Consider the following 1402-nt stretch of genomic DNA (forward strand, 5'->3'; position numbering starts at 1 on the left):
TATAACTGCGATTCTAGCGGCAAATTTTATCGCCCCAAACCAAAATTTTAAAGGAAAAATATGAAAAACTTAATCATCCTAGCTCATCCGGACATTAAAAATTCGATCATAAACAAGCGGTTTTTGAAAGAGGCTGCCGCGCAAAGCTTCACCGTGCGCGACCTGGCGCGCGAGTATCCTAACGGCGAGATAGACGGCGAGCGCGAGCGCGCGATAATCAAAGCTCACGACGCCTTGGTGTTGCAATTTCCGCTGCATAATTTCTCCTCGCCCGCGATTTTAAAAAGCTGGATTGATGCGACGATGACGTATGGATTTGCTTATGGGCGCACAAGCGAGGGCATGCGCGGGCGCGCCGTGGCGCTGGCGGTGAGCGCGGGCATCAAGCGCGCCGACTACGCGCCTAGCAGGCGGTACCATTTCACGATGGAGCAGATTTTAGCGCCGTTTGAGCCGGCATTCCGCTACTATTTTCATGCAGACTGGCGCGGATTTTTCGCGTTTTACGGCGCCGAGGAGACGCCCGGCGTGGATTACGAAAGTAGCGTCACGCAGATAGAAAAAGGCGCGGCGGAGTACGCGGAATTTTTAAGAAATTTAGGCGCAAAGAGCGCGGGTAAAAAATTTTAAGTTAAAACCAAGCTGGGTTTTGGGGCTAAATTTTAAATTTAGGCTTTTTTGGGGTACACATTGCGCCTTTAGAATAAAGAAGGCTGCGATGAAATTTTAAACGGAGTGCTTAAATTTAGCCCGTGCGGTTTATAGATAATTCAGCGCAAGCCGCGCATTACGGCAAAATTTTAATTTAAAGAAATTCCGTGCCATTTTTAAGACCCGTTTACGACGCTGTGTCGCCCCGAAAAATAGATCTCACTTGCGCTAAAAACGTCCGCTCTGCCTGCCGCGAGAATAAAATTCTACCGGTCGATACGGCGTGTCTGCTAGCCATCTAAATCGTCGAAATATAAAATTTGCCGCAGCCTAACGCGGCAAGCTGTAAAAATGCGCGGTCGCACCATACGCAAAGAGCATTAAAGACGTGACAATAAGCGGGCCGTAAAGCACGGGGCGCGGCAAAATTTTACAACGCGCCTTTTTGAGCTCGTCAAGCCGCTTGCTCAGCAGAGTAAAGCAAAATTTCATAGCCGCGCGGAATTCCGCTTAGTAAAGCAAAACTCCGCCTTACTAAACAAAATTCCGTCCGCTAAATAAAATTCCGCCGAGCAGAGTAAAATTTCGCGGCGGAATAAACGAGCTAAATTTAAAATCAAATCTGCGCGCGGAGTAGAAAGCGCCCGAGCTAGGCTCGCGCCGCCGCCAGCGTTATGATCTGTTTAACGACTTCGCTCGCCGCTCTTAAAGAGCCTACGGGCAGGTATTCGTAGATCGAGTGGAAATTATG

At 49.0% G+C, this 1402-nt stretch carries 1 protein-coding gene; it reads left to right on the forward strand.

Translation table 11 applies throughout. The features are described from left to right. Positions 1-60: 60 nt before the first annotated feature. The gene (locus tag Q0140_RS01420) at positions 61-630 is read left to right on the forward strand and encodes an NAD(P)H-dependent oxidoreductase (RefSeq protein WP_297960899.1); all 570 of its coding nucleotides are present in this window, start codon (positions 61-63) and stop codon (positions 628-630) included. Positions 631-1402 lie beyond the last annotated feature (772 nt).

It is taken from the genome of uncultured Campylobacter sp. (assembly GCF_938045405.1).
Taxonomy (GTDB): Bacteria; Campylobacterota; Campylobacteria; order Campylobacterales; family Campylobacteraceae; genus Campylobacter_B.